This is a genomic window from Saliphagus sp. GCM10025317 (assembly GCF_042663665.1).
Taxonomy (GTDB): domain Archaea; phylum Halobacteriota; class Halobacteria; order Halobacteriales; family Natrialbaceae; genus Natronosalvus.
Map to the genome: position 1 here is coordinate 1,832,017 of NZ_JBHTAQ010000005.1, position 24,403 is coordinate 1,856,419.

General features: G+C 56.7%; 29 protein-coding genes and 1 tRNA gene. 15 read left to right on the forward strand and 15 right to left on the reverse strand.

Going from position 1 to position 24,403, the window contains the following annotated elements; all coding sequences use genetic code 11:
• Positions 1–46: 46 nt before the first annotated feature.
• The 4 genes from ACFQS4_RS10945 to ACFQS4_RS10960 form a co-directional block, all read right to left on the reverse strand.
• Entirely contained in the window at positions 47–1,135 is a 1,089-nt protein-coding gene (locus tag ACFQS4_RS10945; RefSeq protein WP_497901543.1) for a DNA-methyltransferase, read from the reverse strand.
• A 364-nt stretch (positions 1,136–1,499) separates the two neighbouring features.
• Positions 1,500–2,057: a hypothetical protein gene (locus ACFQS4_RS10950; protein WP_497901544.1), complete on the reverse strand. Its 558-nt coding sequence runs from the start codon at positions 2,055–2,057 to the stop codon at positions 1,500–1,502.
• A gap of 180 nt (positions 2,058–2,237) precedes the next feature.
• A complete protein-coding gene (locus ACFQS4_RS10955) occupies positions 2,238–2,837 on the reverse strand; it encodes a YIP1 family protein (RefSeq protein WP_497901545.1) in 600 nt (199 codons plus the stop codon).
• An 83-nt stretch (positions 2,838–2,920) separates the two neighbouring features.
• On the reverse strand, positions 2,921–3,505 hold the full coding sequence (locus tag ACFQS4_RS10960; protein ID WP_497903184.1) for a thymidine kinase: 585 nt from the start codon (positions 3,503–3,505) through the stop codon (positions 2,921–2,923).
• 120 nt (positions 3,506–3,625) lie between these two features.
• Between ACFQS4_RS10960 and ACFQS4_RS10965 the strand changes: the two genes are divergently transcribed.
• Positions 3,626–4,273: a hypothetical protein gene (locus ACFQS4_RS10965; RefSeq protein ID WP_497901546.1), complete on the forward strand. Its 648-nt coding sequence runs from the start codon at positions 3,626–3,628 to the stop codon at positions 4,271–4,273.
• Between the two features lie 23 nt (positions 4,274–4,296).
• Here the strand turns inward: ACFQS4_RS10965 and ACFQS4_RS10970 are convergent, their stop codons facing one another.
• A complete protein-coding gene (locus ACFQS4_RS10970; protein WP_497901547.1) occupies positions 4,297–4,875 on the reverse strand; it encodes an NADPH-dependent FMN reductase in 579 nt (192 codons plus the stop codon).
• A gap of 60 nt (positions 4,876–4,935) precedes the next feature.
• Complete coding sequence (locus ACFQS4_RS10975) at positions 4,936–6,234, reverse strand: O-acetylhomoserine aminocarboxypropyltransferase/cysteine synthase family protein (RefSeq protein ID WP_497901548.1); 1,299 nt, start codon at positions 6,232–6,234, stop codon at positions 4,936–4,938.
• Positions 6,235–6,463: 229 nt separating this feature from the next.
• On the opposite strand from ACFQS4_RS10975, the gene ACFQS4_RS10980 reads away from it, so the two are divergent.
• Positions 6,464–6,847: a hypothetical protein gene (locus tag ACFQS4_RS10980; RefSeq protein ID WP_497901549.1), complete on the forward strand. Its 384-nt coding sequence runs from the start codon at positions 6,464–6,466 to the stop codon at positions 6,845–6,847.
• Positions 6,848–7,279: 432 nt separating this feature from the next.
• On the opposite strand, the gene ACFQS4_RS10985 is transcribed toward ACFQS4_RS10980, so the two are convergent.
• Positions 7,280–7,441: a DUF7838 family putative zinc beta-ribbon protein gene (locus tag ACFQS4_RS10985; protein WP_497901550.1), complete on the reverse strand. Its 162-nt coding sequence runs from the start codon at positions 7,439–7,441 to the stop codon at positions 7,280–7,282.
• Positions 7,442–7,716: 275 nt separating this feature from the next.
• On the opposite strand from ACFQS4_RS10985, the gene ACFQS4_RS10990 reads away from it, so the two are divergent.
• Both ACFQS4_RS10990 and ACFQS4_RS10995 read left to right on the forward strand, forming a co-directional pair.
• Positions 7,717–8,256 carry a cob(I)yrinic acid a,c-diamide adenosyltransferase gene (locus tag ACFQS4_RS10990; protein ID WP_497903185.1) on the forward strand — a complete coding sequence of 180 codons (540 nt, stop codon included), beginning with the start codon at positions 7,717–7,719 and terminating at the stop codon, positions 8,254–8,256.
• Between the two features lie 56 nt (positions 8,257–8,312).
• Positions 8,313–8,387: transfer RNA gene (locus ACFQS4_RS10995), tRNA-Val, on the forward strand.
• 616 nt (positions 8,388–9,003) lie between these two features.
• Here ACFQS4_RS10995 and ACFQS4_RS11000 read toward each other — a convergent pair.
• Positions 9,004–9,300 carry a hypothetical protein gene (locus tag ACFQS4_RS11000; RefSeq protein ID WP_497901551.1) on the reverse strand — a complete coding sequence of 99 codons (297 nt, stop codon included), beginning with the start codon at positions 9,298–9,300 and terminating at the stop codon, positions 9,004–9,006.
• A 739-nt stretch (positions 9,301–10,039) separates the two neighbouring features.
• Between ACFQS4_RS11000 and ACFQS4_RS11005 the strand changes: the two genes are divergently transcribed.
• Entirely contained in the window at positions 10,040–11,128 is a 1,089-nt protein-coding gene (locus ACFQS4_RS11005; RefSeq protein WP_497901552.1) for a tyrosine-type recombinase/integrase, read from the forward strand.
• 217 nt (positions 11,129–11,345) lie between these two features.
• On the opposite strand, the gene ACFQS4_RS11010 is transcribed toward ACFQS4_RS11005, so the two are convergent.
• The gene (locus ACFQS4_RS11010) at positions 11,346–12,083 is read right to left on the reverse strand and encodes a class I SAM-dependent methyltransferase (RefSeq protein WP_497901553.1); all 738 of its coding nucleotides are present in this window, start codon (positions 12,081–12,083) and stop codon (positions 11,346–11,348) included.
• Between the two features lie 120 nt (positions 12,084–12,203).
• Here ACFQS4_RS11010 and ACFQS4_RS11015 point away from each other — a divergent pair, with 120 nt between their 5' ends.
• Positions 12,204–12,395, forward strand: a complete 192-nt coding sequence (locus ACFQS4_RS11015; RefSeq protein WP_497901554.1) for a hypothetical protein — start codon at positions 12,204–12,206, stop codon at positions 12,393–12,395.
• Positions 12,396–12,409: 14 nt separating this feature from the next.
• Positions 12,410–12,616 carry a hypothetical protein gene (locus ACFQS4_RS11020; protein WP_497901555.1) on the forward strand — a complete coding sequence of 69 codons (207 nt, stop codon included), beginning with the start codon at positions 12,410–12,412 and terminating at the stop codon, positions 12,614–12,616.
• 79 nt (positions 12,617–12,695) lie between these two features.
• Here ACFQS4_RS11020 and ACFQS4_RS11025 read toward each other — a convergent pair whose 3' ends face one another.
• Together ACFQS4_RS11025 and ACFQS4_RS11030 are read right to left on the reverse strand one after the other, a co-directional pair.
• On the reverse strand, positions 12,696–13,877 hold the full coding sequence (locus ACFQS4_RS11025) for a hypothetical protein (protein ID WP_497901556.1): 1,182 nt from the start codon (positions 13,875–13,877) through the stop codon (positions 12,696–12,698).
• A gap of 82 nt (positions 13,878–13,959) precedes the next feature.
• On the reverse strand, positions 13,960–14,157 hold the full coding sequence (locus tag ACFQS4_RS11030) for a hypothetical protein (protein WP_497901557.1): 198 nt from the start codon (positions 14,155–14,157) through the stop codon (positions 13,960–13,962).
• A 447-nt stretch (positions 14,158–14,604) separates the two neighbouring features.
• Here ACFQS4_RS11030 and ACFQS4_RS11035 point away from each other — a divergent pair, with 447 nt between their 5' ends.
• The 6 genes from ACFQS4_RS11035 to ACFQS4_RS11060 all read left to right on the forward strand — a co-directional run bounded on the left by ACFQS4_RS11035 (position 14,605) and on the right by ACFQS4_RS11060 (position 19,488).
• Entirely contained in the window at positions 14,605–14,988 is a 384-nt protein-coding gene (locus tag ACFQS4_RS11035; RefSeq protein WP_497901558.1) for a DUF7522 family protein, read from the forward strand.
• 1,281 nt (positions 14,989–16,269) lie between these two features.
• Positions 16,270–16,938: a helix-turn-helix domain-containing protein gene (locus ACFQS4_RS11040; protein ID WP_497901559.1), complete on the forward strand. Its 669-nt coding sequence runs from the start codon at positions 16,270–16,272 to the stop codon at positions 16,936–16,938.
• Positions 16,939–17,436: 498 nt separating this feature from the next.
• Positions 17,437–17,829: a hypothetical protein gene (locus ACFQS4_RS11045; protein WP_497901560.1), complete on the forward strand. Its 393-nt coding sequence runs from the start codon at positions 17,437–17,439 to the stop codon at positions 17,827–17,829.
• Positions 17,792–18,442, forward strand: a complete 651-nt coding sequence (locus ACFQS4_RS11050; RefSeq protein ID WP_497901561.1) for a Cdc6/Cdc18 family protein — start codon at positions 17,792–17,794, stop codon at positions 18,440–18,442. Before ACFQS4_RS11045 ends, ACFQS4_RS11050 begins: the two co-directional genes overlap by 38 nt.
• A 235-nt stretch (positions 18,443–18,677) precedes the next feature.
• A complete protein-coding gene (locus ACFQS4_RS11055) occupies positions 18,678–18,941 on the forward strand; it encodes a hypothetical protein (RefSeq protein ID WP_497901562.1) in 264 nt (87 codons plus the stop codon).
• A gap of 190 nt (positions 18,942–19,131) precedes the next feature.
• Positions 19,132–19,488: a DUF7344 domain-containing protein gene (locus ACFQS4_RS11060; RefSeq protein ID WP_497901563.1), complete on the forward strand. Its 357-nt coding sequence runs from the start codon at positions 19,132–19,134 to the stop codon at positions 19,486–19,488.
• A 255-nt stretch (positions 19,489–19,743) separates the two neighbouring features.
• Here the strand turns inward: ACFQS4_RS11060 and ACFQS4_RS11065 are convergent, their stop codons facing one another.
• From ACFQS4_RS11065 to ACFQS4_RS11080, 4 genes are all read right to left on the reverse strand, one after another.
• Complete coding sequence (locus ACFQS4_RS11065) at positions 19,744–20,151, reverse strand: nuclear transport factor 2 family protein (protein ID WP_497901564.1); 408 nt, start codon at positions 20,149–20,151, stop codon at positions 19,744–19,746.
• Positions 20,152–20,529: 378 nt separating this feature from the next.
• Complete coding sequence (locus tag ACFQS4_RS11070; RefSeq protein WP_497901565.1) at positions 20,530–20,868, reverse strand: DsrE family protein; 339 nt, start codon at positions 20,866–20,868, stop codon at positions 20,530–20,532.
• 360 nt (positions 20,869–21,228) lie between these two features.
• Complete coding sequence (locus ACFQS4_RS11075) at positions 21,229–21,582, reverse strand: DUF7344 domain-containing protein (RefSeq protein WP_497901566.1); 354 nt, start codon at positions 21,580–21,582, stop codon at positions 21,229–21,231.
• Positions 21,583–21,657: 75 nt separating this feature from the next.
• On the reverse strand, positions 21,658–22,320 hold the full coding sequence (locus tag ACFQS4_RS11080; protein ID WP_497901567.1) for a helix-turn-helix domain-containing protein: 663 nt from the start codon (positions 22,318–22,320) through the stop codon (positions 21,658–21,660).
• Positions 22,321–22,758: 438 nt separating this feature from the next.
• Here ACFQS4_RS11080 and ACFQS4_RS11085 point away from each other — a divergent pair, with 438 nt between their 5' ends.
• Both ACFQS4_RS11085 and ACFQS4_RS11090 read left to right on the forward strand, forming a co-directional pair.
• A complete protein-coding gene (locus ACFQS4_RS11085; RefSeq protein WP_497901568.1) occupies positions 22,759–23,208 on the forward strand; it encodes a hypothetical protein in 450 nt (149 codons plus the stop codon).
• A 216-nt stretch (positions 23,209–23,424) separates the two neighbouring features.
• Entirely contained in the window at positions 23,425–24,273 is an 849-nt protein-coding gene (locus tag ACFQS4_RS11090) for a hypothetical protein (protein ID WP_497901569.1), read from the forward strand.
• The last annotated feature ends 130 nt before the right edge of the window (positions 24,274–24,403 follow it).

Here is a 24,403-nt window from a genome sequence, read left to right on the forward strand (position 1 = left end):
ACCCCTCGTTTCGCGTACGACCACACCGGCTACCCATCGGTTCTCGTCACTCGAGCGGCGCGTGGGTCAGTCGATACCCTACGTTATCAGCGTCGTCGCAAGTACCCGCATCGCTCCCATCGGAAAGCTGGACGTCGACCACCTCGTAGAGTCGAATCCCCGACTCCATTCGCGTGACGACGGGCGTCTCGTAGTGGTCGGCCTCGTAGTCGAGACTCGGCCCCGCCGTTCGCTGGCGCTCCCGGTCGACGAACGCCCGGTGACGCTCGAGTCGGCGCTCACCGATCGACCGGGAACGATCCTGGACCTCCCGCACGCGATCATCGAACGCCGAGACGAACGCCGCCTCGAGTTCGTAGCCGATCGAGTGACGGCCGGCACACATCGCCGCCAGGGAGGTCGTCCCCGTGCCCCAGAAGGGGTCGAGGACGGTGTCGCCGTACGTCGAGTACATGCAGCACAGCCGGTAGGGAATCTCGAGGGGGTACGCCGCCGAGCGCTCGCGCAGGTCCTCGTCCGACGAGTCGAGTGTCTGCAGTTCGCCGGTCACGTCCGACCAGAGGTCCGTGAACCAGCGGTTTCGCTCCTCCCAGAAGTAGGCCGCCTCGTAGCGGTCGTCGTCGCCTGGCGGGAACGACCGCCGGGAGTCCCCCTTCCGAAAGACGAGAATGTACTCGTGCTCGAGGGTAACGTAGGCGTTCGGCGGAATCATCCCGCTACCCATGAACTTCGCGGCGCTGTTGGCGGGCTTGCGCCAGAGGATATCGGGGAGGGGATCGAACCCGCGGGCCTCGAACGCCTCGAGCACGCGGGCGTGGTTCGAGTAGACCCGGAAGCTGTCGTCGAGCGTCCGCGTCGCGTCCCCGACGTTGATACAGGCGATGCCGCCGTCGACGAGTACGCGCTCGAGTTCGTCCCACACCTGATCCAGCTGGACGTGCATCGCCTCGAACGCCTCGCGACCGTCCCCTCGATCGAGGGCGTCACCGACGGCCGGGTCGAGTTCGGCGAAGAGGTCGTCCCACATCTCGATCATCGGATAGGGCGGCGACGTCACGACGAGGTCGACCGACTCGTCCGCGACGGCAGCGAGGTCGCGGGCGTCGCCGGTCACGACGCGGTGGGTCGTCTCCATCGTGTGTCTGTGTCTCCGTCGCCCCCTTAGGTCTTCTCACCCGCGTCGGCGGGGTAAGAGGTCTCCCTCCGTCGGCTACGGGGTGAAACACAGAGGACCGGAACGGTGAGGTCGGAACGGCGAGTTCGACTCGAGACCGTGACGGGCCGTGACTCGAGTTCCATCGGTGCACGGATCGACGTTACGTCGTGACTCGAGTTCCAGCAGCGCGAGGTCCGAGCACACTATACCTTTTGAAGTGAGAGAGGTAGAGGGGGAACGTCCCCGCTGCCCGGTATCCGTCTGTGGACAGTTGCCACTCCAGGATTACGTACCGGCAGTTCAGAACCGACTCGAGAAGGCGACGGTGGTCGCCGTGGTTCGATTACTCTTCGTCTTCGTCTTCAGATTCGCCTTCAGCTGTGGCTTCCGCCGCTTCTTCGTCTTCTCCCTCCTCGTCTTCGCCTTCCTCCGAGGCATCCATCGACACCGCGTCCGTGGCTGGTTCGAACTCCTCAATCGGTTCCCACTCGTCTTCTGCGGCCCGGCGACGCCGCCAGGCCAGTGCCGCGACGACGGTCACGCCGAGTACCACGAGTTTCGAGAGCCAGCCACGGCCTCCGGACGGTTCCGCGGCTTCCGATTCGTCCGCCTCCGTCTCCGAGTCCATCTCGGCGGCCGGGATGTCGATGTCGGAAAGTTCCTCTTTCACCTCGTCTCCCAACTCCGAATCAGGGAGTTCCGAGCGCCCGAACAGGTAGCCGATGGCCGCACCGGCGCCGAGCAAGAGTCCCGCCGCCGGAACCATCCGCTTCGACGACGAACTGCCTCCTTCGGCTTCATCGACTGCCTCAAGGATCGGGTCTCGCAATGGCGAGTCCATGCCGACGCCGATCGCTTCTTTGACGACGCGCTCCGAGAGGGGCGTCTCTTTGTCTGGCATAGTTCGACCATCCACACCCCGATAAATAGTTCTGTGCAATGTTTCAATTTGGGCCGCCACTCAGGCGAGTGGTAGGACGTCCCTACTGAACTGACTGACGCGAAATGCTCGCGCTGGACGTCCTCGACGGGCTCGAGCCCGCAACTCCTTTATCGAGCAACCATTCGCGAGACGCACCCTTCAAAACGGGGTCGAAATACCGAGGGCCTCGAGCGCCCCGAACCCACCGAACCCGTACCCGAAGACGAGCGCTGCGGGAATCGCGCCGGCGACGACAGCTCGGACGAACGAGGTTCGGTGGACGACCTGGAGGCCGATCCACAGGAGGACGGTGCCGTACGCACAGACTGCGAGCCTGATCGCGGGTGCGGGAAGCCCGGCGACGAGACACGGCGCCGTCGCGTACGCGATCACCTGCACGGTCTGGCTGATGCCAGCGCGGTCGTCGACGACTACCAGGAGCAAGAGCGTCTGGACGGCCGAGACCATGTGCAACCCGAATGGGGCGACGAACAACACGAGCAGGCTAATCCAGAACAGCCCCTCGAGGACGGGCGAGACGGGAATCGACGGGAAGTTTTCGGGAACCAGTAGATAGTGGGAGGTCGCGGCGATCAGCACCACTGTCATCGCGAAGAGCAGGCCGGGGGCCTGGTCTCCTGGTGCGACCCCTACCCGGAAGAAGTTCCGGGGCCGGACCAACACCTCGACCCACGCGCGAGCGAGACCTCTTGGGCCGCGCTCGCGTCCGCCGTGGGGGTCCTCGATCCACTGAGTCATGTCTCGATCCGCTGGGTCATCGGCCTCGGTTCGTTAGTCTCGTCGGTTTCGATTCGTCGGTCTCATGGGTCTCGATTCCTCGCTCAGTCTCGCCGGAGGGTATGGCAATGTCGACAGCGTGCCTCGTAGGACTCGTCCGCGCCGACGAGGATCGTCGGATCGTCCACGTGGGCTGGCTCACCGTTAACGAGTCGTTGATTGCGGGTCGCCGGCTCACCGCAGCAGGCACAGATCGCCCGGAACTTTTCGACGTACTCGGCGCAGGCGATCAGTTGCGGAAGCGGGTGAAACGGTTCGCCGCGAAACGTCTGGTCCGTCCCGCTGACGATGACGCGCCGACCGTCGTCGGCCAGGTGTTCGCAGACATCGACGAGCGTCTCCGTGAAGAAGTTGGCTTCGTCGAAGGCGACGACCTGCTCGCCGTTGAGGCCGTCGAAGACGGGCTCGAGGTCGCTGTCCGGATCGATGGCGGTCGCCTCCCAGCGTCGCCCGTCGTGTGAACCGACGTAGTCCTCGCCGTAGCGGTCGTCGAGGGCCGGCGTGAACACGGCGACCTCCTGGCCCGCGATCTCGGCCCGGCGGAGCCGTCGAAGCAGTTCCTCGGTCTTTCCGGAGAACATACTCCCCGTGACGACTTCGATCCAGCCACTCTTCGTGATCGCGTGCATCGGATGAAAGCGGGGAAAGCCGAGGTTAAATCGGTTTCCAATTCCGTTCATCCGGCGTTCGATCGCGCCGGCTCGCAGAACGTATCCCATAACGAAACCGGTCCGGTCCGTGTCGCCGGTATGAGCGTCATCCGCCAGCCCGGACGCTTCAGCCGCCACACTCGCCGCCGACTCGTCGGCGTCACGGCGGCGGGGAGTGCGGCGACGCTCGACACCGCCGCTGTCGGGCTCTGGTTCACCCTGATCGTCGTCGAATCGCGAACGCCATCGACCGCACTCGCCGGACTGGGCATCCTCTTCTGTGGGGCGTTGCTCCGGACGGGCGTGTTCGGCGCGACGACGACCTCGATGTACGCCCTGCTCACGCCGCGCCGGATCGGGGTCGCACTTCTCTTCGTTGCCGCCTGGCCCGCCTGGCTGCTCGTCGCCGAACGAATCGGGAACCCCGAGGGACTCCTCGTCGCCGGCCCTCTCCTGGTCGGAATCGTGGCCGTCCAGATCCACCTCGAGCGTCGCGTGTTCCAGCTCCCCGAATCGCGACGCTGTCGAGTCACGTCACTGCTCTCGGGAGCACTCATCGCGGCCGGCGCAACGACCCTGCTCGCGTCGGCCTGGTTGACGAACTGGACGGTCCTCACGGAGCCACTCGCGTTCGGGGCGACCACCGTTGTCTTCCGCATCGAGGCCTACCAGCTGGGCTTTCTCGTCTTCGGCGCGTTCGCGTTTCTCGCCCACCAGCGGCGGTTTCAGCTCGCGCTCGAGCCCTGATCGCCTGGAGTTCCAATCCGTGGTCAGGCGCCGACGTTCTGGTCGCCCTCGAACGTTCCCGGGTCGGGTTCGATGGTCGCGTACTGCACGGCACGAACGCCGAGGGTCGCGACGCGCTCCTCGAGCGAGTCGTCCACGAACGATCCGTCCTGAATCGCGCTGTGGGCGCGCGGCACGGCGACCTGGTGGGGCAACACCCACGCGTTGAGCGCTCGACAGACGGATCGCAGGTGCTCGAGCGTCGTCACGGGAAAGGAGCCGCCGGCGACCCCCACCAGCCCTACGGTCTTGTCCTCGAACTCATCGAACCCGCAGTAGTCGAGGGCCGTCTTGAGGGGCGAGGAGTACGAACCGTGGTACATCGGCGAGCCGAGGAGCACGGTGTCCGCGTCTCGAATACGCGCGGCAACTGTCTCTGCATCTCCTGCGTCCTCGCGGTCGACGTCGGCGTCGTACAGGGGGAGGTCGTAGTTTCGAAGATCGACTAACCCCGTCTCTGCGCCCGCCTCTGCCGACGCCTCGAGCGCCCGTTCGAGGGTGATTCGCGTGTAGCTCTCCTCGCGGAGGCTGCCACAGACTGCCAGCACCTGGACGTCGCTCATGCGGGTTACGATGCAGCGTCGCCCTAAAAAGGTGCGTCAGTCCGAACAGTTGCGAGCGGCTTAACTCGAGGTCGCCGCCTCGATGGCTGCCTCGAGGTCCGCGATGATGTTGCCGGGGTCCTCGATGCCGACCGAGAGCCGGACGAGGTCGTCGGTGACGCCCGAGGCCTCCTTCTCCTCGGCGCTCAACTGCTGGTGGGTCGTACTCGCGGGGTGGATGATCAGCGTCTTCGCGTCGCCGACGTTGGCGAGCAGGCTCGCCAGTTCGGTCGACTCGACGGTCTCCCTGGCGGCCTCGTAGCCCGCCTCGAGACCGAATGTGATCATGCCGCCGTAGCCGCCCTCGAGGTAGCGGTTCGCGTTCTCGTGGGTCTCGTGTGACTCGAGGCCAGGGTAGTTCACCCAGGAGACGGCCTCGTGGTCTTCGAGGAATTCCGCGACCGCCAGCGCGTTCTCGCAGTGGCGTTCCATCCGGAGGGGCAGGGTCTCGAGGCCCTGGATCGTCTGCCAGGCGTCGAAGGGCGACTGCTGGTTCCCCAGGTCGCGCAGGCCGCGAGCGATGGCCGCGTAGGTGAACGCCGCCTCGCCGAAGGTCTCCGCGAAGTTGACGCCGTGGTAGGCCGGATTGTCCGCCGCGAGTTCGGGGTACTTCTCGGGATAGTCGGCCCACGGGAACGACCCGCCGTCGACGACGACGCCACCGACGGTCGTCCCCGACCCGTGGAGCCACTTCGTCGTCGAATTCCAGACGATGTCCGCACCGTGCTCGAGCGGGCGACAGAGCGCCGGGGTGGCGAATGTGTTGTCGACCACCAGCGGGGCACCGTTGTCGTGGGCGATTTCCGCGATGCGCTCGATGTCGGGGGTGTCGAGCGCCGGGTTACCGATCGTCTCGAGGTGGACGAAGGCCGTCTCTTCGTCGATCGCGTCCGCGTAGGCGTCGTAGTCGAGCGTGTCGACGAACCGCGTCGTGATCCCGCGGCGCTCGACGGAGTGGGTCAGGTAGGTGTAGGTCCCGCCGTACAGCGAGGAGGCGCTCACGATGTTGTCCCCGGCACTGGCGAGGAGGAACGTCGTGAGGTCGAACGCGGCCATCCCCGAACTCGTCACCGCGGCGCCGACCCCGCCCTCGAGGGCAGCCAGTCGCTCCTGGAGCGTCTCGAGGGTCGGATTCATCAACCGCGAGTAGATGTATCCAGGCTCCTCAAGGGCGAACTGCGAGGCGGCGTCGTCGGCGTCGTCGAAGACGTACGACGTCGTCTGGTACAGCGGCGGGGCTCGCGCACCCGTCGCGGGGTCTGGTTCCTGTCCAGCGTGGACGGAATTCGTGGCGAACGATCGGTCTCGGTCGTCGCTCATACGATGATACAGCGTGGCTCGAGGCATTACCCTGCGCAGAGTGGCTAGTATTGCCGTCTTCGACGACAGGTCGGTCGGAACGGGGCTCGCGCCCCACAGAAATCGATCCACCCGGTGAGACGCTTCTCCCCGTGTCGAGTACGTACACGTCCGCTGAGCGGGCTATAGGCCTCGAACGCTTGTAAGTGCAAGTACAACGGCTACCGGTTTTGGAAGCAACTAGTCTCTCGTGAGCGACACCGATAATTCCGGGTCGGACACCCATGACTCTGGGTCGGACACCCCTGGCACGGACCAGGAGGAGATCAACGAGGACGCCCGACTCCTGGGTAACGAACCCGACGCGGACGCGATCGACGAGCCGGTCACCGATAGCGAGCAGGAGGCTCGAGAGAGCTACTGGATGATCAAGGAAACGATCGCTATCGGCCTCATTTCGATCGTCGGGATCAGCCTGATCGCGTTCGGGGCGATGCAGGCGACCGGTCTCATCGAGCTTCCCGGGTGGCTCGGAAACTCGCCGTTCGTCCACTGGTCCCTGTTTCTGGTCCTCGGCCTCGTACTCGTGCTCGTCTTCGCCTGGAGCCAGTGGGGAACGACCGTCGATCGGTAATCAAGGCAGGAATGTATATTGCAAAATGTAGTTTATATATACGGGTTGGGAGCTAACGCGTGCAGACGATTCCTGCTTCGCATTCGTTTGCAGGACGCTGATTCAGGCCATGAACTGGACGTTCAGTCGTTCCTCGATGATTTCGTGGCCGAATCTCGAGTCAGATTATTCATAACCCCAGGAGATGCCGCGGTCGCAGTCGAGTGGGCACAGTCCATTTTGTGAAGCTGGCGATTCGAGTGAGTCTACGCCATCAGGATCGTCGAGCACTCTGACGAACGCGAGACGTGCTCTGACGTCGCCGAATCGTTCGCCGTCTAAAAATGACAATGGCGTTTCTCACGCTCGTTCAGTGTACTCGATTCGGCGCTGAAAAATCGCTGAAACGGAGATGTCGGGTACCCCTCGCGAAAATTACGTTTCGTACGCTGGTTACACCGCACTCGAGTCGATGCCGTTGATCTGAACGAACCCGTACGAGCAGTTCGGGCAGTGCCACTTCACCTTCTCGCCGAGATGCATGGCTGTACTTGCCGCCCGGTAGAACGTCTGTTCACCGCAGTCGGGACACTCGGCCTCGAGTTCCATCGTCATGCGCGTCGATTGCGTCTCGAACGAGTTTAACGTACTGATTCGCCGATGTACGATTCACTCTCGATCCCGGCATGAACGATATAGTGGTATATGGAATCGGGTGCGTGACTCTCGTTTCCTGCATCCCGCGGACTCGAGTTCCCGGCGAGGAATTCGTCGGCGATGGTGTGGAACCCGGTGACCGCTCGCGATACGCTCGTCAAACGGCCGAACCGCACCTCGAGGCATCGTTCGGCGGGGAAACTAAGACGTACCCGGCCGTTTGCTCGCGTACGATGCCGATTTACACCGGACGCGGCGACGACGGCGGTACGGATCTGCGAGACATGACGCGCGTGTCGAAGACGGATCCGCGGATCGAAGCGTATGGGACGGTCGACGAACTCAATGCGCTCCTGGGGACGATCCGGCCGACGGGACACGCGGACGTCGACGAGCAGTTGCGGACGGTCCAGAATCATCTTCACGTCGTTCAGGCCGATTTCGCGAATCCCGATCCAGGCGGGGACGACCCGGTAATCACCGCGGAGCACGTCGAGCGAGTCGAAACGTGGATCGACGACCACGACGAGGACCTCGAGCCCCTTCGCTCGTTCATCCTCCCCTCCGGCGGGGAGTCGGGAGCCAGGTTACACCACGCTCGAGCGGTCTGTCGACGCGCCGAACGACGAGCGGTCGCGCTGGCGGACGCCGAGCCAGAGGCCGTCAACGAGAACGCGGTGCAGTACCTGAATCGGCTGTCAGACGGGTTGTTTACGCTGGCTCGAGTGGTCAATCAGCGCGACGGCGAGGGTGAGGAGACGCCGACGTACTGATCGGGACCGGCCGTGAAAGGAACGCTTAAGTTTCGCCCGCGGATACCCTCGGTTGAGGGTTGGTGATCTAGTCCGGTTATGATACCTCCTTCACACGGAGGAAGTCGGCAGTTCAAATCTGCCCCAACCCACTCCAATTGCGAACGATTTCTATGGGTCCGTTTACACACTCGAGAGCCCCTGTACCGACCAATTCGGAATTTTGGCGGGCTTAGGATGGAGGATCGATTTGCCGAACCCAATCGAATTCCACACGCTTCCGGCCTCCCTCTGGGATTCCGATAAAGTGGTTTATGCCGGAGTTTATCAATCTATCGACGATCCACACGGAGTATTAAGTTTGGCGACAGGAATTGGCTTATTATTCGGCCTCTTGATCTGCGTCGGCAATCCTGTAGAGCTTCCACCCCACAAGGGGTTCGTCTGAAAGTATGCCGCTCGCTCCACTCCAGATCCAATTTCTTCTTTCAACCACACTAGGTGTTCGTCTGAATGGGAGGCGCGTATCCACTGGCTCGAGCGGTCACCGATCCCCTTTCGTTGTACAGTATCCATTATAATACTGGACGAATAACTCCAAGATTGCTGAGATAGCTTAATGAAAGGAAATATTCGTTAGTCACGTCCACATCTGGCACATATTCAGCGTGCCCTGATTGTCAACAGCGGGAAGAATTGACCGATAGATTCAGCGATTCCATTGATCGCTATCAATTCCGGTTCGATGGTGATGGAATCAGCGTCATTTTAGGCTTTGTTGAGGTATTTATCTGGGAGGATCCCCTCTTCGACCAGGAGTATTCGCGCATTTCGACGAACGAACCGATTCTTTGGGCGCTTTCCTTCAGCCCGGATACGCTCTTTGATCTTGTCTGCAACTTTGTCTACCATTTCGGCACCGCCACAGTCCGCAACGCTTTCCAACGTCTTTCGATATCCTTCCTCCGACGCCGGGAAGCCCTGTCTGTTTTCAATAATCTCGTTGTTGACGCTCTCTATCTCGTAGAGATGACCTTTGATCCGGAGTTCCAAGGATCGCTCCATACTTTTGTCCCGGACCGAGTGACCATATAGTTCCGTATCGCTGGAACCGCCAGTCCCCGGATTGCCAATGTCACTAGTCTTCGGATGGGCTGGTTTCGCAATCCGCAGGCCACTAATTTCGCGTGTGTCGTGATCAACAACAGCCGACTTGTCGCAGTCACCAATATCGCTCGTGTCGCGTTTCCCAATGAATGGGATGTCACAATAGCCTATCGTCTGAATGCCGGGTTGCCACGGTCGGCCAACCGAGGATTGGATACCACCTCTTGAGAGCTGAACGCCAACGATGTGCTTACAATGGTAACTCGACTCCAACCGAAAATCACCAGACTCAAAGGCGGGATTGGGGGCTATCCAAAGATGGCTTGAGCCGGAAATAAATCGAAGGCATTGTGGAAATGGCGGCCCTGCACCCCAGTTAAGCCAAATCGCTCAGCTTAGTTCGCGCAGTATAGAAATCCTAAATGGAGAATTGGTGATTCGGTTCCAGAACAAAACCGGAATTGGTGGTTAAACTATACAAAAGAGACTAATTCTAGCAACACCCTGAGCTTTTCAAAATAATAGTCGGGTGGTTTCACCAACTACCAACCTCTCACCATTATATTTGTAAGTCCAATTCATTGAGTAGTTCACGTGATGCCATATAGAACCGGTTTCGTTACCGATGAGCAAAACGGCACGATGCACAGTCTAAGCAAAACTCGACAGCACGGTCGAAAACAGAAACGGGAAACCAATGAGTAACGACAATTTGGAGCCGATTTCGCCCGAAGATGCCATCGAGTGGTACCAAGAGCACCGGCATGATGAACTCCGGGAAGCGACTCGACGCACACACCGTTACGCGCTCGAGATTTTCCAAGCGTGGGCCGAGGAGACCGGGCTCACCAATATTAATGAACTCGGTGGACGTGACCTCGTCGCGTTCAAAACCTGGCGCAAAACCGAAACCGACATCAATACGATCACCCTCAATGGGACGCTTGGCGTCCTGCGACGGTTCCTCCGTTTCTGTGAGACGATCGAGGCCGTAGAGGAAGACCTAGCTGAGCGGGTCCCGCTTCCGAACGTTCCACCGGACGAGGAGGTCAAAACGGACGTACCCGAAGATCAGCAGGTAGAGGCTATCCGGACTTACTATGGACGCTTTGAGTACGCATCCCGGTGCCACACGCAGTTCGAACTCGTTGCTGAAGTCGGGATTCGACTCGGTGCTCTTCGAGCGATCGATCTCGAGGATGTTCGATCGGACGAGAGGGTCATCCATCTCCGCCATCGCCCGGAACATCCAGATGTGTACGGCACGCCGCTAAAAAACGGATCAGACGGCGAGCGAATCATCAACGTCTCGCCGCACCTGCTAGCGATACTGGGGGACTATGTCGGTCATAATCGGCACGACGTGACCGACGAGTTCGACCGGGAGCCGCTGTTCACGACGCAACAGGGGCGCGTCTCTACGACGACTGTTCGCCGGGATTTCTACAAGCTTACTCGACCTTGCGGATACGACCCTGACTGCCCCCACGATCGCCAAATTGACGACTGCGAAGCGGTCGCTCCCGCGAAGGCCATGCACTGTCCATCCTCATTCAGCACGCATCCGCTCCGGAAATGGGCTATCATGAATCAGCTTGACGCGGGCGTCCCCAAGGAGCTTTTGAGCGACCGGGTCGACGTGTCGGTACCCGTCCTGGAAAAGCACTATGACCAGCGGAGCGAGGAACGAAAATCCCGTCAGCGGCGGGAGGTGCTGGAGACGACGATGGAGCAGTATGCGATGACTGATGGCGGTCGACCGATGGACGAACCGGATGGCTTGTAACAGACAGTGTTGAAACGGTCTTCGGGCGGAGAGACTCTGTTGAAACCCTTAAAGATTGATAGGCATGACACGCTGAATACAGAGGATGGATGCAGCACGGTCAGTTCATTTATTTCATCACATTCGGGGAGAACCAACCGATACACACACATGCGAACTGACCGTCGCGTCAAAAAGACACTGGGCGACACGAAGACCTGAGAGTCAAAAACCGCTCTTACGCCACTTTTGCGGGGGAGGCTTTCGTGAGGACTGCGACCCACTGATTCGAATCGCCTTCGTGCTCCGGGTGTCCATAGCTGAACTCAGATATCTCCCACGGAGTTCCGATGGTAGCCTCCCGAAGGCGGTCCACACTAAACAATCTGAACAAGAGTGTCCGGCCCACCTCCCCCTCATACTCACAATGGAAGACACGGTATGCGAGACCGGGCACCGGATCTTCCCGGTAGGCGAAGACGTCTCGTGTTATCGCTTTCTCAGGTGCGTAGTTGTCAAGGATCGCAGTCGCGTCAGGCGTGGTAACGTATGCGAGGTCATTGAGGAACTGCCGGACGCCCGCCATCGACCCGGCAAGTCCCAGTTGGGTGCCGTTTGAAAGGGCTGTCCGAAACCGATCCCGTTCGAAATAGTCACGGAGTGAGAACATGTCCGCGTAGCGGGCGTCTTTCACACCACGACCGTGCATCGTTTTTATGAGGTGCTCACTGACTTCGATAGCGACGGTTTCGAACTGCTCTTGGAAATACAACGTATCACGACCGACGCCAGCACCCATATCGAGAAACGGTCCGTCAATCAGCGGGTCAAACCACTCGTCGGGCTCGTATTCGCCGAAGTACCAGTGTTCAATTGCGTGTTCACGTGTTTCATCACCATCCCGGTCGATGAGTGGCTCCTCCCGTTCGCCAAGATAATGGTCACGGATGGCCCGCCCAAATGGATCCGGATCCATATGGTGTGTTATCACGACTCAATTATAATAAATCTACAATGATAATGTGTAGCATTAACATTCAGACTCGGTCTAATCGAAGCGATCGGGTCGCGGGTAGAGGCGACGACCGTCCGATCGGTGCCAGACGGGCCGAATGTCGTCGTCGACACACTCCCGGGCGAGGAGCTGACGGCCGATCTCGTCACGCCGACTGGGCACGCCCTCGCCGACGTCGAGGACGAGTACGTCCTCGCGGGATGGTCAGCGACTCGAGCTAATCCGGTCCCGAAAACGTACGAGGTGGCGCTTAAACTGCTCCGAAAGGAGTGACTCCGTAGAATCCAATGTTCACGAAATTACTCAAGACGTTGCAGACGATTATCGATGCACTGCTCACGAACAGCGACGACGTCGACGACCGTGGCGTTCGCGGCGGCCGGGGTGACGAACCGGACCCTGATCCTGAGATCGTCGACGAACCAGAACTAAAGCCGAAACCGAAACCAGAAATAGACGAGGACGACATCTTCTCGCTCTGGGTCTGGAAGTGAATTCGACTTGCTCGAGTTTCGCTGTGGTTTCGGACGACAAGGAACCGTATATTGAAATTCGGCCGTTACCTCAACATTATTAGTCGAATTCGAGTTCCCAATTGCCATCCGCTTCAACGACAACCCAGACGACTCCTTCATAGCTTACGTGGGTCTCACCTTCAAACTCGCCGATTTCGTTGAAGATGATTTCACCATCAAGGAAGCTGGTTGCGTCCTCGTCTACAACCTCAACGATGAAATTGGACTCACCACTGTGCTTGCCGGAGACAACAGTATTGCCCTCAAGTTCGATAGGCCCAACAACGTCGTTACCCTCGCCACTGGCCTCAGCCGGAAGTGAGTGTATCTCGCTATCCTCCGGGAACGGTTGTGCGACCGTAATCTCCCAGTCGCCGTCTGCATTTACATCGAGCCTGTACGATCCATCCGGAAGACCAACCCCCGTGACACCGTCGACTGCGCCGATTTCATTGACGAGATACTCCTCGGTCTCGCCGGTTTCTTCGTTTATGATCTCGACCTGGAAGTTCGAGCCGCCATCGTGTTCGTAATCAAACGCCGTAAACGCGCCTCCGAGGGTAATCGTGTCCGTAACTGTCTGACCGCTACCCGAGAGGGTCTGTGCATTGGAGTCGTGATAATCGCCCGTCTCGCTAATCGATTCGAGGGTCGTAAGCTGGGGCTCTTCGGAACCACTGTCGCCGTCACCGGAGCTGCTTCCGTCGTCCGAACTATCGTCATTATCACCACCATCTGAGGAATCGCCCCCATCTGCAGAGTCGCTTTCACCGTCATCTTCGGCTCCATCACCATCACTATCCTCTGGATCGCCATTGGAGCCATCATCACTTTCGCTCTCATCACCTTCATCAGATCCATCGTTACTGGAGCTGCTGTCCTGATCATCTGTGTTTTCAGAACCAGGGTCGTTGCTGTCGCCATTCACCTCTGGTTCAACACCATCGCCAGTATCTGTGTCTGGCCCAATCGCACCTATCGCCCCTATCGCGACAAATACGATGAGAAAAACGATGACTGCCGAGGTCCACCCTCCGGCTCCAATTCCAGGGATGGATCCGAGGGAGGAATTCTGGATTGAATCATCTAACCCATTACGGTTCGTTCCGATCGCGAACAGTAAATAGAATGGCAGAACGATAACGACAAGCGGCAATAAGATGAAATACAGAAGTCCTACCAGGATATTGCGTTTTGTATTTCCTGCTTCTGCTAACGGGATGTGATCGGAAACAGCCATAAACGATGCATCAATACACTCACTGATTAGTATTCCGGAATGTTCGGTTATAGTCACTGATGGCGGTACACTAGCCTGTAACTCAAGCAGAGTCAGTGGCTGTGAAACGTTGGAGTTTTGCCACCGCTTCGCCAGGCCCGAGCCCGTATGCTTCACCCATCCCGACCGCAAGCCAGTGCGCTCGCCGGGCAATCGTCTCGTTGACTTCGTCGCTGTTCGCGAGCGCCTCAAGGGCAACGATCGTCACCCAGTCCTCTTCCGGTGTGGTCTCGAAGTCCATCGCTGGTACTGGCCGCGTGACCGTATATAAACTACAGTATAGCCTGCAAATACGCCAGGCACCTTCATTCACTCGAGTGAGAGATCATCTGGCACGGTTTGTTGACATCTAATTGGCGAGTGGCCACAGGGTTCTATAGTGATGCGTTGGATCCTCGGATATGAAACGTCGCATCTTGCCGATCTTCATTGCACTCGGGATTGGATTCGGTATTCTGTTCTACTTCATCGGCCGGCATATCGTTCGAGAGATACTGGCGGATGCTGAGGTGACGTTTGGTCCACTCCTGGGAACGTCACTCTCGATCGTGGTTCCCCTTCTAGTCCTAGTTTTGATTTCAGGGCTTTCTCTCAGTTTGGTCTCGAAGCTCGAGATCCTCAAAATGTAACGGGAAACGGTTCGAGTCGGCCTATAATATTATCATTAGTGACTGTCAATCTAACTGTGATGGTTCAAGAGACTGCAGCCCAACTGACCGATTTTCTGGATGAGCAGTTCGGCGACGAACTCCGTAGTGTTGGCTATTACACGCCGGAGGGCAGCGAGTTTATCTACACTCGTGAAGACGTCGAATCTGCATACGACAGCGGCCAACTCCAGCGAATATTCCGCGATAACCGATTGGAAGCACTTAATACACCCCACCAGGAGTCGCTGTACGCTCACGGAGATTTGATTGCGACCGCTCGGTTTTTCGACCACGCGACGGAGCTTCACTTCGTCGTCGACGAAACCGAAGGGATCGTCGCCTCGATCAACGCAGGCACGGCTGACGATGTTCGCGAGCTGGTGTGTGAGTGTGCCGACGTCGTCGAGCCCAGTAGTGCGTAAGTCAGAGTGCTGGCGCCACACCTACCAACAGTAGAATCGGCCTTAAAGTCCGAACGTTGGTGATATCAGTGTGTCAAACGCGGGGAAATGATGGTGGTTGGTGGTTGGAGGATGAGCTACACCTGGGTTGGTGATGTCCCCCTCCCTGCGCAATTGACCGTCTTGGCCAGACCTATGTTATTCTATCGGTTAAAACCGCGCGAGAGGCGTTCTTCGTACGGTTTTTGACAAATATGGCCGTTGCTACGTGAAAGGTTCTGTTGAAATCCTATTCTTTAGATGTGTTTTAGCGTGAAACGCACGCTCACTACACGTGCGAACTGACCGTTCTCATGATAGCCGTACACGATCGATTTCAGCGACGTTCAAATTCATAACGTACTCTATGATACAGTCCTCGCAAACGGATGCCCAGTTGATATCTCCTCCCTCAAATGTTACTTTAGTCACTTTCCCATCCTCTCTTTGACAGTCGGTACATTCCATAGTTGATTTCGGGAGTTGGTTTCGGGGATAGAAACGGATGGCACTGTGTGTTGTCTATACAAACTGTACTTAAGGATATGTGCTTCACGTGTACTTACCGCAGGGGGTGCCAAACCTTCATGTTCTAAGGATCGCAACAGAGTCGCATGGAGTTAGGAAGCGGGGCGATCATGTGTTAATCAGATCTGTCGACAACGACAGACAGCGCCCCGCTCAGATTAATGTGAAATAGCTACTGTTAGTCTATCGACCGCATGTCCGTCGACGATAGGCCCTTTAAATCCGGACCCGAACTCGCGGCGCCGCTGCTCGCGATTGGAGTGCCTATCGTCGTCTTACTCGCGATCGCTGGCTCGCAATAGGTGTAGTGACGAAACTTGATCTTCACAAGATGTGAGTAACGTCCGTTCCCCTCGATCGACAGAGGTCTCTTAGTTCTCCTTGGGAGGTAAGTTGGCGGTTTTTAGCCAGAAGTCCTCAATCGCCTGTGCTAGTTGATCGACTTCATCCGGTGAAGTGAGATCGCTAACGATCTCCTCGCGATCAGTTCGCAAGTCTACTAAACGGAAAATTCAGCGAAAACCATTCGGAATAAATAAAACTCGTTTGCTGAAAACATCCTCCGAGTCGATCACGTTGTTTCTGACAAAAACCGCGTAGCTCATTTAGTCTATGCTGAACTGAAAGCGCGTAGTCAACACGTCGAGAGCGCTCAAAAGCGGGTGACGGAGTCCTTCGTCCCCTCCACATTGTTCCATGGAAGAGTTTTACAATCAGTGTGACATCGTTCGAGTCATGGCGACTGAGGCGACCTTTACCGTCCCATCCGATCAGTTCCCCCTCGGTACCGTGTTCGCACAACTCCCGGACGTGACGGTCGAACTGGAGCGACTGATTCCGTCACAGGACGTGGTGATCCCCTACTTCTGGGTTCGAGGAACGGAAGTTGACGACATCGAGGCCGCGTTTGATGCCCACCCGGGCGTGAGGGACATCCAGCTCGTCGATTCCGTCGATGGCGAGTATCTCCTGCGGGTCGAGTGGTCGATCGAGTACGACGACGTGCTGAGCGTGCTGACTGAGACCGGCGTTCCGCTCATCAAAGCGACCGGCACGAGCCGTCGGTGGACGTTCGACATTCGCGGAGACACTCGAAGCGATCTTGCAACCTTTCAATCTCGCTGTCGAGAGTTAGACATCCCGGTCACGCTGACAGAACTGCACGCATTGACACCGGTCGAAACCGAAACCGCGGCAGCACTCACTGACACGCAGCAAGACACGCTGGTACTCGCCTACGAGCGTGGGTACTTCGAATCCCCGCGCGAAGTGACGATGGCAGAACTCGGCGACGAACTCGGCATCTCTCAGCAGGCCATCGCATCCCGGCTCCGCCGGGGGATCAAACACATCCTCGGCAGTACCCTTCCCGAAAAGCTAGAGTCGAATCGAGAAGGTGCTTAAAGACCCGTTGGATACCCAAAAGAAGCGCTGACGGTATTACTCGTTGAAGAGATAGTTATGCCCAATGGAACGAGCAAACGGACAGCCGTCACCTGTGTCGATTGCGGATCGGCCTATGCAGCGAGGCAATGGCCTGACGGCACGGCACAACCGATCGGGGCGAGAAACGGCTGTCAATGCGGGTCAACCGAATTTCAGGCCGTCGGAAAGACGAGTACTACGGGTTTTCGAGAGGACTGAATTGAACGACGAGTGGGCTACTGAGCAGACAGAGAAAATGCGCGAAACTCTCCTGGTGGACTTAACCTCTGTATTCAGGGTACGGTTCCTATCAACGGTTGATGTTTTCAACAGATTCCCGTCAGTTGCTTCCGTCATTTCCGAGAGGATCAGCCATTTCAACGGCTTTACTCCTCGGTAATCATCTACAGAGTAGTTCCCGGAAATAGCGGAAATCCACAGCCAATTGTTATTACCTCTGTCTGAGGACGTCAGTCTATGGTCATTAGAGACGAGGATGTCTTCGACGAGGACTGGGTCCCCGGTGATATCAAGCACCGGACCCAGGAACTCATCACCTTCTCGAACGCACTCGCGCCGGCGATCGGTGGCGTGGTCGATAACGTCGTTACAATTTACGGCCCGCCTGGAGTGGGAAAAACTGTCTCTTCGATGTACGCCCTCGAGCAACTCAAGATGAGCGACGAGGACGTCGTCACTGTCATGGTGAACTGCTGGGTCAACTACAAACCCTTTGAGGTCCTCGAGAAAATCCTCAGAACGTTCGTCAACACCCCAGCCGGTACTCCTCGAACGAATCCGCGAAGCCATCGACGATCTCGACAAGCCCGCCGTGGTCGCGCTCGACGAGGCCGATCGCCTGGACGATAAGGATCTCTTGTACCGACTATACGAGATCGAAGGTCTCTCGCTGGTGCTCATCAGCAATCGGCGCCACCAGTTTTTCTCATCACTCGATGAGCGCGTTATCTCCCGGCTGGGTGGCTCGACCGATATTCGATTCGCGGAGTACTCCACGACGGAGCTGACCGAGATCCTCGGGGACCGGGTGAAGGCCGGCCTCCAACCGGGGGCGATCGATGACCGCCAGGTCGAACGAATCGCGGCCGCGTCGGGCGACGCTCGCGAAGCGATCAAAACGTTACACAAGGCAGCCCAGCGCGCTGAGAGAAACGAGCGACCTATAACTGACGAAGACGTCAAAAAGGCGATCGAGGCAGCCGCTTCTACCCCACGATATTCGACGGAGGGACTCAACAATCACGAGGTGTCGCTGCTCAAAATCGTCCATAGCGAGGGCGAGATCGCTGCTCGAGAACTCCACGAGAAGTACGAGGCGAAATGGGAGAATCGCGGCCGTACGAAACGCCAGCGGCGGAATATGCTCGAGAAATTGGCGAAGTACAACTACATTGAGGCCGAAGGCAAGTCCCGGTGGCGACGATATCGGTCGCTCTTAGATGAAGCTGAAGTGGTTGCTTAGTCGGCTCTGTTGAAGTCATTAGAAATTGACAGAATGTGCCTGCTGAATACAGAGGCTGTATTCATCAAGGAGAGATTCTTCCTTTCATCTTCACTCCGGCGAATCAGTTATTGCGTAGAGGTGCGTAGTGAGCAATAATTTCACTAGGACTGTTGTCTAAGAAGGAGGTTTCATCAGAGTCTTGTGAACGTAATCGCTGAACGACATTGTTATCTATGTCCCATGCTTGGATACTGTGAGCGTTCCGAGCGTGATCATCGCCCTGACGCCTCTATCCATCATGGAAGCCAATCACCCCTCAACATCCTCCACTGACGCATCGGCCACATTCGAACACGAACTCAAGGACCTGATCATCTCGGCGTATGGCCGTGGAGCCGCCGTTGAAGATACGTGGGAGTTTCCCGGACCTGTTTCCGATGCCCCGAATTGGCGAGTCACGATCGAAAAAGTGCCGCCCGCTGAGCGGACATACGATCCATCACTGCTCGAAGAGTGATCAGGAAATTGAATAGATAACCCGAGCCGATCGACAACATATACAGTATATTAGTTTTCTAGCACTTTGTGAGAACAAGAAGATATATGAGGGTTCCTAATCCACGTAGTGCCAGACGTACTCTGCTGAAGTTGGCGCGCGATGATGTGTTGGATAGAACGCCGTGTAGGTACAGTACCAGCAGATAACCATGACAGCACTAACCAGAGACCCGAACCAGCCCGACGATGAGCGCCGCGATATCACCCCGACGCAGCTGTTTACGGCCTTTTCCCACGACCGTCGACAGCACGCAGTGGCATATCTGGCGCAAAAACCGGCGGCCATCCCGCTCGGCGATCTGGCCGAGTACATCGCGATCAAAGAAGGCGAGCCGACGAACGAACGATACGAACGCGTTCTCACCGACTTGGCGCACTGTCACCTGCCGCACCTTCGTGATGCGGGACTCGTTCGATACAGCACGGACGAGGAACAGGTGGAATTAGCGGTCGGGCGAACAGTAGTTGCGCCGTATCTGGAACTCTGCGGTCACGCTAACGCATAGACGACTGTCCAAGGGTTTTCGCGAGACGTTCCGGTGTGGTGACGATAGTAAGGGTGCAAATTCGTTCACTACAACGCCTATACTGAGCGCTCACCACCTTCGCAAATCGATCCAGATCTCGTGCGACATTCGCGCTATGAGTTCAGCAGTCGCTAAACAAACAATCCGATTCCTGCCAGAAACGACGTGACCCACTCAGAGATTGTATGTCTTCAGTTCGGTCAGGAATGACGCAACACTGATGCTCGTGGTAGTTCACGCTTCGAGCGCGGCGTTGAATAACGCGGTGTCAGCGTATGATCTCCACTGAATGATCTTCCCCTCCTCGAAATCGAAGACGTGCGCGTTCGGGTATTCGACTGACTTTCCCGTCTTGGTAGACGTACCACTCCAAGTGAGAAGTACAACGACGGTATCATCGTCCTCGACGTACCGCTCTGGGACGACCGAAACATCCTCCCACTCAGTTCCTACCCTGGAAAAGACGTTCTCAACAATCTCGTCGAATCCGTGGTGTGTTCCCCCGCCAGCGATCCCCTTTGGTTCGTGTAACTCCACATCTGGATCCATGATGTTTCGTATGGCCTCGAAATCACCCTTGCTAAACGAATCGTATAGTTCCTGTACTCTCACGGTATTGGGCTTCTCTGTCTCTCCTGGCATATCACCATAGACGATAGCCGGACCTATAGCCTCATGGTGGGCATGCCATCATGCGCATCGACCCAGTAATTGGTGGGAACATTGACCGAGTTAACACTGTTATCAACACAGGTTAGACAGGGAAGCACACCGAGAGGATCCCTGCGGTCACTGTCTATATCATTTCCGACGGTTCGTTCCGGCCGATCCTCGATGCTGCATATGCGCGCTGTATTCAGCAGAAACTGAGCTTCCTCCTCAGATTCTGTCAGAAGATGCCTGCTGAATATAGAGCATGTATCCATCACGACAGCGACTGCTTTTCACCCTGGGCTGAATAAGGTAGGTGTAGACGGCTGTTGTGAACCTACCCAAATCAAGTAGAGTTTCGCAAGCTCACTACGGCCGCATATAGGCGTATCCTTCTGTTTGCAACCGCGTAACTTCCACGGCGCCCTCTGGGACGGTCTCAACGCCGGTAACGAGGTCGGATTCGTCAAGATCCATCATTTCCAGTGTGTTGCTGCAGGCTTTGAATGAGACACCGTCGTCCAATAGGGCCCGAACTTGCTTCTCGGTCTCTTGGCCGGTTTGGATCGCCTTCACTGCACCTGCCTGAACGACAACCGCAACGTCGTCAATACTGCCAGTCTCATCGTCTAAGATGTTTCTGGCAATAGCCAGTGCTGTTTCTTGTTCGTTCTCGTCACCTGAAATGAGATGAATAACTGTTTGCATGTGTTTCAACGAAGGGGAAGTAAGGGCTACTGCCTATTGCTTGCAAGTGAAAAGATCTGCGAAGGGTGTGATTCCGGGAAGAACCGAATAATGAGACCCCCGAAATCGTTACTTTGTCCCTCTGTCTGTCCCGGTTCAATTGAGACTGGAACACCGTCTCCTCCGTGCCAAATATGCGCTCTGTATTCAGCAAGATCTGGTCGAACTACCGAACCACTGTCAAGAGGGGCGTGCTGGATACAGAGCGCGAGTGTGGCATTGACTGAGGAGCGATCAACACGGAAGGTCAAACGCTCAGTACAGCGAATATACGTAGCAGGCTATTCAGATACTATCAAGGCGAAAAAAGAGGGACCTGTACTATAGTTCATCTTCCATGTCGGCCACAAGTCGGACCATCGTCTCTAACTGCGGAAATCCTCGATACCGAACGGTGGAACTGCGTCCATCGTGCTCAATTATCCCCGCTTCTTCCAATTTTGGCAGTGTAACATGCTGGAGGGCGATGGCTGCCTGCTCCCGAGTGTCGATGGTATCGTCATGCTCGTAACTGTACGTGATGAGGGCTTCGTACGACGCCACAGTAGGCGTTGATTCCTGAAAGTAGTAGAGGACCGAGCGACACCGCTCATTTGCAAGCGCAGAACACACCTCACCAACTGCGATATCCTCGTGTGAGGGAGTGGACTCATCGTTATTGGTGGCAGGTGGCATACGACACGTACCAGTCTGAGGCGGGAGAGTGTGTATCTTGACCGGTCTGGTTATTTTTATACCACCTGCTCCCAGTCAGTCGGAATCGGCCACTGACGAGAGCAACACAGAGCGAAGTACCGTCTCGTTGCCCCGACGAATGCGGTCTGACAGTGCCTGCTTCGAGAGCCGAAGCTCGTCCGCCAATTCGTCGAGGGAGGTTTCACGTGGCGTGCCGAAATAGCCCCATTGGAGGGCGAGGACGAGCGCTTCGCGTTGTTTCTGCGAGAGGTTGAACTGATGGCCACTATCGGTCGTTTCTCGTAACGTGTAGGTACGCTCGATGATGAGTTGGAAGTCGTGGGTGGTGCAGTAGTTATGAAATTGTGAGAGGGCATCGTGATTGGTAAAGCGAAGTCGAAACTCCCACGTGTCACCCCCGTGCGCTTCGAGGACGATTGCGTTCGTCCGTGCAATCCCTTCCGTGAGGTCGCCCTCGCGGGGTTCGTTCCATTCGACCCGGTACAGGCCGCTGTCCTCGATCCTGTCGAGAGTGTGGAGTTCTTTGACGTAAGGACTGTCCCGTACCTTCGTTTCGAACGCGTTGAAGCCGGTTCCGGTCGCCCACAGGAACGGCATCTCCATTGACCCTGTCGGGACAATTCGCTCAAGTTCGATGTGCATCTTCGGTGGCCCCGACAGCACCCTGCCGAGTGTAAACGCCTCTGCCTCAATTGTGAACTCTACGATGACGCTCATTACCGTGACTATACACGCGCTACACGCGTATGGATTCTCCTGTTTTTGTGGAGAGTTCTAATCCGGAAATGCTCGATAAGTACGTGTAGTGAGTGGTTAGTTCACCTGTTTCGGCGTGAAAGCAAATGAAGTTGTCGTGCTGAACTCATTCTCTGTATGCATCAGCCCCGAACTGACAGTGTCACGATAGTCTGCTGAACTGGTGCTGTATACAGAGAATGAGTTCAGCAAGTTAACCGTGTTTATTCCGAGCGGCCTGTGCTGAATAGGATAGTCGGTGGGCTTGCGAACTGACCAGAGAAAGAGGTTAGTTGACCGCTGGATTCACAGTAGTCCTCATCGTTCGATCCGTGCCAGATTCAAGGTGATGGAACACGGTACTCAAATAGATGTTTTAGTTAAGCCAAGGTATATGCGAGTGGTTAGCAAAGCATCAATATGAATCGACGCTCGTTGCTTCGGGGGATTGAGCTCGCCGCTGTCGGTAGTATTTCTGGTTGTCTTTCACAAGCCAAAGACGATTCGAACGGGCATACACTGGAAAACGAACCTGAAGCACTAAGCGAAGAGGGTGAGTGCGAATATCCGGAAGCTTCCCTGAAAATGCATGAGCCTGTTCGTGAAACCCGGACAAACTCATCGGTGGTGAATTATTTCGAACTTCATGAATTATCAAAAACACTTTTTGATTTTTATGTTTCCAGAGGAAGTGCCGTCGCTTGTGGAGACGCGAAGCATTTTCGCAAAATGTTCCGGGACCTAACAGATATTGGAGAATATCCTTCCCCCAATGATTCGAACTCTCGCTACTCTACACTATATATTCGTTCAAGTATTGGTTATTTCGAATTAGATGAGTTTATACTGTATGATCAGGTTTTGAGATGAAGCCTCATTAGTGAAATCCTATACTGAGCGTTCGTCCTCTGGGTTGATAACGCACTACCGATTGCCACATTCGCGCTTTGAATTTAGCAGACACTGGACAAGCTACCGAATCGTTGTCAAGAGAAGCATGCAGATACAGAGGGTAGATCCATCAGATTTTGAGGGGAACGGTTATACTCTGACGAAGCAAAGAAGGAGAGTATTAGGTGATATTCGTTGGTCAAATCGAAAGCAATTTTTCGAAAAGGAGTGGACGTCTCTGTCCATGACGACCAGGTTCTGTCTCTGACCCGTTGGGTCGCACGCTTCATAATCCCGTTTTTGGCCGCGGCGTTTCTAGTTCTGTACGGACTGCCAGATCGGACGACCGAGTTCTTCGCGTGGACGATCCGTCCCGAGATGACGCCGATCATAATGGGTGCTGGCTACGGAGCAGGCGTGTATTTCTTCTACCGCGTTTCCACCGTCGACGCATGGCACAAAGTCGCCCCGGTCTTTCTCGGTATCGCCACATTCACCTGGGTGATGGCTATCGCCACCGTGCTTCACTGGGAAAAGTTCAACCACAGTCATCACACGTTCTACCTCTGGGTCTTTCTTTACGCAGTGACACCCCTACTTATTCCCACTATTTGGGTACTCAATCGTCGAACCGATTCTGGTGAGATAGCAGTAGATGCGATCTGTCTTCCACAAGCGGTACGAGTACTCGGAGGCAGTATCGGTGTTGTCCTCACAATCAGTGCCGTCGCTCTGTTTGTCACCCCCGAATTAATGATCGGTGCCTGGCCGTGGACGATCTCTCCCTTGACGGCGCGCATTTTGGCCGGATGGTTCGTGCTCTTTGGCGTCGTGAACGGCGTCGTCGTGCTCGATCCGCGCTGGAGTGCGGCCCGAATACTGATCCAAAGCCAGATACTCGGTTTCACGCTGGTACTAATCGGTGTCGCTCGCGTCTGGGATAACTTCGATCCGTCGAACATACTGACGTGGGGTATTGTCGGCTGGATGATGCTGTATCTGAGCGCCATACTCGTCCTGTATACCGGTATGGAAACGCGCTGAAACGCTCCCGGATGGGACTATCCCATGGTGCTGGAGACACGCTTTGAGTTCAGCAGACGTTGGACAAACTACCGAATCGCTGTCAAGAGAGCCGTGCAAGATATAGAGTGCATATGCAGCACGAAGAGGG

Excerpts from the sequence above, each read along its gene's own strand:
- ACFQS4_RS10945 (WP_497901543.1), bottom strand. The coding sequence starts at position 1,135 with ATGGAGACGACCCACCGCGTCGTGACCGGCGACGCCCGCGACCTCGCT.
- ACFQS4_RS10950 (WP_497901544.1), bottom strand. The coding sequence starts at position 2,057 with ATGCCAGACAAAGAGACGCCCCTCTCGGAGCGCGTCGTCAAAGAAGCG.
- ACFQS4_RS10955 (WP_497901545.1), bottom strand. The coding sequence starts at position 2,837 with ATGACTCAGTGGATCGAGGACCCCCACGGCGGACGCGAGCGCGGCCCA.
- ACFQS4_RS10960 (WP_497903184.1), bottom strand. The coding sequence starts at position 3,505 with ATGCACGCGATCACGAAGAGTGGCTGGATCGAAGTCGTCACGGGGAGT.
- ACFQS4_RS10965 (WP_497901546.1), top strand. The coding sequence starts at position 3,626 with ATGAGCGTCATCCGCCAGCCCGGACGCTTCAGCCGCCACACTCGCCGC.
- ACFQS4_RS10970 (WP_497901547.1), bottom strand. The coding sequence starts at position 4,875 with ATGAGCGACGTCCAGGTGCTGGCAGTCTGTGGCAGCCTCCGCGAGGAG.
- ACFQS4_RS10975 (WP_497901548.1), bottom strand. The coding sequence starts at position 6,234 with ATGAGCGACGACCGAGACCGATCGTTCGCCACGAATTCCGTCCACGCT.
- ACFQS4_RS10985 (WP_497901550.1), bottom strand. The coding sequence starts at position 7,441 with ATGACGATGGAACTCGAGGCCGAGTGTCCCGACTGCGGTGAACAGACG.
- ACFQS4_RS10990 (WP_497903185.1), top strand. The coding sequence starts at position 7,717 with ATGCCGATTTACACCGGACGCGGCGACGACGGCGGTACGGATCTGCGA.
- ACFQS4_RS11000 (WP_497901551.1), bottom strand. The coding sequence starts at position 9,300 with ATGGAGCGATCCTTGGAACTCCGGATCAAAGGTCATCTCTACGAGATA.
- ACFQS4_RS11005 (WP_497901552.1), top strand. The coding sequence starts at position 10,040 with ATGAGTAACGACAATTTGGAGCCGATTTCGCCCGAAGATGCCATCGAG.
- ACFQS4_RS11010 (WP_497901553.1), bottom strand. The coding sequence starts at position 12,083 with ATGGATCCGGATCCATTTGGGCGGGCCATCCGTGACCATTATCTTGGC.
- ACFQS4_RS11020 (WP_497901555.1), top strand. The coding sequence starts at position 12,410 with ATGTTCACGAAATTACTCAAGACGTTGCAGACGATTATCGATGCACTG.
- ACFQS4_RS11025 (WP_497901556.1), bottom strand. The coding sequence starts at position 13,877 with ATGGCTGTTTCCGATCACATCCCGTTAGCAGAAGCAGGAAATACAAAA.
- ACFQS4_RS11030 (WP_497901557.1), bottom strand. The coding sequence starts at position 14,157 with ATGGACTTCGAGACCACACCGGAAGAGGACTGGGTGACGATCGTTGCC.
- ACFQS4_RS11035 (WP_497901558.1), top strand. The coding sequence starts at position 14,605 with ATGGTTCAAGAGACTGCAGCCCAACTGACCGATTTTCTGGATGAGCAG.
- ACFQS4_RS11040 (WP_497901559.1), top strand. The coding sequence starts at position 16,270 with ATGGCGACTGAGGCGACCTTTACCGTCCCATCCGATCAGTTCCCCCTC.
- ACFQS4_RS11045 (WP_497901560.1), top strand. The coding sequence starts at position 17,437 with ATGGTCATTAGAGACGAGGATGTCTTCGACGAGGACTGGGTCCCCGGT.
- ACFQS4_RS11060 (WP_497901563.1), top strand. The coding sequence starts at position 19,132 with ATGACAGCACTAACCAGAGACCCGAACCAGCCCGACGATGAGCGCCGC.
- ACFQS4_RS11065 (WP_497901564.1), bottom strand. The coding sequence starts at position 20,151 with ATGCCAGGAGAGACAGAGAAGCCCAATACCGTGAGAGTACAGGAACTA.
- ACFQS4_RS11070 (WP_497901565.1), bottom strand. The coding sequence starts at position 20,868 with ATGCAAACAGTTATTCATCTCATTTCAGGTGACGAGAACGAACAAGAA.
- ACFQS4_RS11075 (WP_497901566.1), bottom strand. The coding sequence starts at position 21,582 with ATGCCACCTGCCACCAATAACGATGAGTCCACTCCCTCACACGAGGAT.
- ACFQS4_RS11080 (WP_497901567.1), bottom strand. The coding sequence starts at position 22,320 with ATGAGCGTCATCGTAGAGTTCACAATTGAGGCAGAGGCGTTTACACTC.
- ACFQS4_RS11085 (WP_497901568.1), top strand. The coding sequence starts at position 22,759 with ATGAATCGACGCTCGTTGCTTCGGGGGATTGAGCTCGCCGCTGTCGGT.